3 protein-coding genes and 1 pseudogene are annotated in these 4,155 nt (G+C 32.8%); all 4 read right to left on the bottom strand.

Annotation, left to right across the window (positions count from 1 at the left end; all coding sequences use genetic code 11):
* Positions 1–45: 45 nt before the first annotated feature.
* Complete coding sequence (gene wzx / locus CXQ94_RS23535; protein WP_072166566.1) at positions 46–1,275, bottom strand: O82 family O-antigen flippase; 1,230 nt, start codon at positions 1,273–1,275, stop codon at positions 46–48.
* 59 nt (positions 1,276–1,334) lie between these two features.
* Positions 1,335–1,754, bottom strand: a complete 420-nt coding sequence (locus CXQ94_RS23530; protein WP_053880134.1) for an adenylyltransferase/cytidyltransferase family protein — start codon at positions 1,752–1,754, stop codon at positions 1,335–1,337.
* Positions 1,751–3,274, bottom strand: coding sequence for an asparagine synthetase B (locus tag CXQ94_RS23525; protein WP_053880133.1), 1,524 nt, complete (start codon positions 3,272–3,274; stop codon positions 1,751–1,753). The genes CXQ94_RS23530 and CXQ94_RS23525 overlap by 4 nt, the downstream gene beginning before the upstream one ends.
* 522 nt (positions 3,275–3,796) lie before the next feature.
* A pseudogene (gene galF / locus CXQ94_RS23520) lies at positions 3,797–4,155 on the bottom strand (UTP--glucose-1-phosphate uridylyltransferase GalF); the annotation flags it as partial.

The raw sequence follows: 4,155 nt of genomic DNA, 5'->3' as shown, positions 1-4,155 counted from the left end.
CCTAGCAAATATGAAGAAAGTGCATAAATCTTAAGCTTTAATTTTTTAATCATGTGCATTCTTTGAAAAGATATAATAGAATAAAATTCTCAAACACATCACGAACGTTTCAGTCATGAGAACACTTATAGCAACACTGTTTGCAGAGATTATATCATTTACATAGAGATATAATAATGAACTTATTTGAAATAGCCCCCCCATATATACTGTCTTGTTTGCAACATCTATTCTATTTATAATTGCAAAAGCTGGATAACCATATGATACGCCGATGAAATTAATGATTAAACAAATCAAAAAAATCTTTAAGATAGGGATTGATTCAGAATAGGCTGTACCATAAATCAAATTAATTAATTCTGATGAGAAAATAAAAGCAATTCCTATTCCTATTGTCAAAGGAAGCATAACAATTATCAAGGCTATATTGAATATATTTTTATTTCCTGTACGCGATAGATATGGGTACAACGCCTGGCTTACAGTTCCAGTTAATGATTGACCAGCTGTATATAATTTTTCTGCTGCAGAATAATATGCTACAGCATGAACATTTGTAGTATAACCTAAAATAAATGCACTTGCACTTGTATAAATACTAACAGATGCTCTTGAAAGAAAGAAAGAAATATTATTCTTTAAAATATTGAATGAATCCCTAAAACTCGGCTTGCAGAAACTCAAACCCTCTCGCGCTAACAGACAAGCACTAATTATAACTGACAGCAAATTTGAAAAACCTAATAAAAAAATAGCAATATTGACATCTGCTTTATATTTAACAAATATAAACACCGTCAATATAAAGATAATCCTCGATATAACAAAAGGATATATAGCCAAAGACATTTTCTCTAATCCTTGGAATAGCCAATTCATTTGGAATGTTTGCGAAAACAATAAAAAAATAATTGCAGGTATTGAATGTAACAAGTATGAAAGTTGTTGTGAAGTAATTATAACCAAGCTTGATACAACAGAACAAAGAGCGAAGAATATAAATTTTAATAAACATACATTTGAGAGATAGTGTTTTACTTCTTTAGTTTTATTTCTGTTTTTGGCCAGCCAATTAGCACCTGAAAGGGCAAATCCAAAATCGGTAATTATGAAAGATAAGGCAGTAATTGATATGGCCATAGCATACTGTCCAAATCCAGATATCCCGAGCACCCTGGTTAAATAGGGATAAACTAAAAGTGGCGATATATAACCGAGAAGCTGCATAAAAAACAATGCAGTTGCATTTATAAATACACTGTGTTTAAACATAATGGCACTTGCAAATTTAATAACTTAATGTATTAAGGAGCAATAAATGCTCCTTATCCTTATTGATTATTTCTTAATTTTTTTAATGTATCATTAATTAATGTACTTGAAGTGCCCTGAGTATAAGGGAAATAGATTATTTTACATCCAATTTCTGCCAATTCTTTTTCGTAAACGCACCATTTTTCAGTGTTATACCAATCATCACCAACAAATAATATATTTGCATGATATTTTTTTACAGCTGTTAGTTTGTCCATATCACTTTGCGGTAAAGCCACATCAACATATTTACATGCTTGGACAACTTGTATTCTTTCATGAAAAGGGATTACAGATCTTTTACCCTTATATAGTACCAATTCGTCTATAGTCACCCCGACAATTAATTTATCACATAAAGACTTTGCATTTTTTAGCAAATTTACATGACCAATATGAAAAAGATCAAATACCCCTGTTGTATAACCAATAATCATATTCCAACCCCTTTTAAATTTTCTTTAAACCATATTTCATAAGAAGTTTCATTGCCCGTATAATCGAAAACTTTCCGTAAATCAACAGGGAAGCCAACTTTACTTGAGAAAGCAAAGTCTTTTCCCATATACTTAGCAATAATATTGCGTAACGGTATTTTACCCAATCCGTCTGTCATTAACTGTGATGGTGATACTTTGATCGCCTGCATAAATGTATGAATATTGGCTAATGGTTCGCGCCCTTCTATACCTGCAGCCATTAGTGAAAAATCAAGGCGTCTAAACAATATTGGCATGTGGTATCGGATAAAGAACCAACGAACTTTTTCGAAAGGTGTTAGATGAGATACTTGTTCAAATATTGATTTAAATTTATACACTAATTTAGTATTTTCCGCTGGCAGCTCATAACAGTAATGTTCAATAAAATCTTCTAATACAAACTCTTGCGCATATAAAGCCCAAGTAAAAATACGATCATAGCCCCCAAAAAATTCATCAGCCCCTTCTCCTGATAACAATACTTTTACTCCATCCGAAGCTGCTTCTTTTGCTATTAAATATAATAAAACTTCGTTAGGAACTGACATAGGTTCACCACGTAATTTAATCAAATAATCAAATGCATCCTTGTATAATTGATTATTACATTCGACAATTTTTAGATTTTTTATATTTTGCTGCTTTAAGTATTCTAAATCTGCATCGCCTTTAAAGCCAATACTATACTTAAAATTAAACTCTGAAAGAGTATTTAAAAGATTACTATCTATGCCTTTACTTAAAAGCAAGCCAACAGGTGCATCTGAAACTTTCCGAGTTTTAATTCCTTTTTTTATACTTAATTCTATTTCATTGATATTAGTCTCAACATATTTACCTGAAAAATAATTTAGAATATTAAAGTATTCACCATTTATATAACATTCACCGGGATTAATACAAAAGACATCATTAAAATAACTTCCTGAAAAAATAGGGTATCTAATTGAGTAATACTCGTCGATCGCATCTTTATTTAAACCACAATTATATAATCGATTTAACAAACTTGGTTCGGAGCTAAATGATAAATATCCTTCCTCGCTTTTATGATAGAATAAAGGTTTAACACCAAATTTGTCGCGGACAGCATATTCAAGTTTGCCGTTGTGATTTACATAAACAAACGAAAAAAAACCATCAAATTCATTCAAATCGATAAGTTTCCTTTCCAGTAAAGCGCTCAATAGCTTCGAATCACTTTCGAAGTCTTTATTAAAATATTTTATACCCAATTCTTTAAAATTTAAAATCTCCCCATTAAATACTAAGACACCACCTTTAGAATCGAATATTGGCTGATTTGCATCTTCTGTTAAATCGATGATCGAAAGCCTTGAATGATAAACAATCCATCCATTTGTATTAATAAATCCAGAACTGAAATCAGGACCTCGAAATGCTAATGAATCTTCAACTAATTTCAAATGTGACGAATTAATACTCGGATTATTAGTGATAAAAAAACCACACATACGATAAATTCCTTAAAACATTAATTACAGACTGGATTAGAAGAAATATAAATAGCGCTATGCCAATTAAAAAACTTCACACCAAAATTTAATTATACTGTTACTTAAAAATAAAAATTAATATAATGTAAATATATACTTATCTGACAAAATTAACATAGTGTAGTACGAACAATGTTGAGAGATATTTATTTACATTTTGATAAATAATTGACTATATTAACACACGCTACCGCCCCTGGCTTTACAGCTACCAGAGCACTGCATGCATGTCTACGATGTGACGAGTGTTACCCACTCGCGCTAAACCCGAAAAATTCAAACGCTAATTGTCTTACCAATCCGCTCTGGAAACAAGGAAAATCCTGGAAAACTTTGACTAAAATCCTATTGCTAACTCGTTGTTATTCTGATTGTTTATATAAAACAACGGCAGGAATATTCGCAGCAAATTACTTTCGCCACGAATCTTCACTGCCGTTATAATTTTCTTATCAACCGTTACATCCGGTCAGATTTTCATTATTCGCTTAACAGCTTCTCAATCCCTTTACGGAACTTCGCCCCTTCTTTCAGGTTGCGCAGCCCATACTTCACGAACGCCTGCATATAGCCCATTTTTTTACCGCAGTCGTAGCTGTCACCAGTCATCAGCATTGCATCAACAGACTGTTTTTTCGCCAGTTCGGCAATGGCATCTGTCAGTTGGATACGTCCCCATGCACCTGGCTGAGTGCGTTCAAGTTCCGGCCAAATATCTGCAGAAAGCACATAGCGACCAACGGCCATGATGTCTGAGTCCAACGTCTGCGGCTGATCCGGTTTTTCGATAAATTCAACAATGCGGCTGACTTTACCTTCGCGATCCAGCGGTTCTTTGG

This window comes from Arthrobacter sp. GMC3, from assembly GCF_002929305.1.
Taxonomy (GTDB): Bacteria; Actinomycetota; Actinomycetes; order Actinomycetales; family Micrococcaceae; genus Specibacter.
Note: the sequence above shows the minus strand (reverse complement) of the source record. Positions and strands in the feature narration are given on the sequence as shown.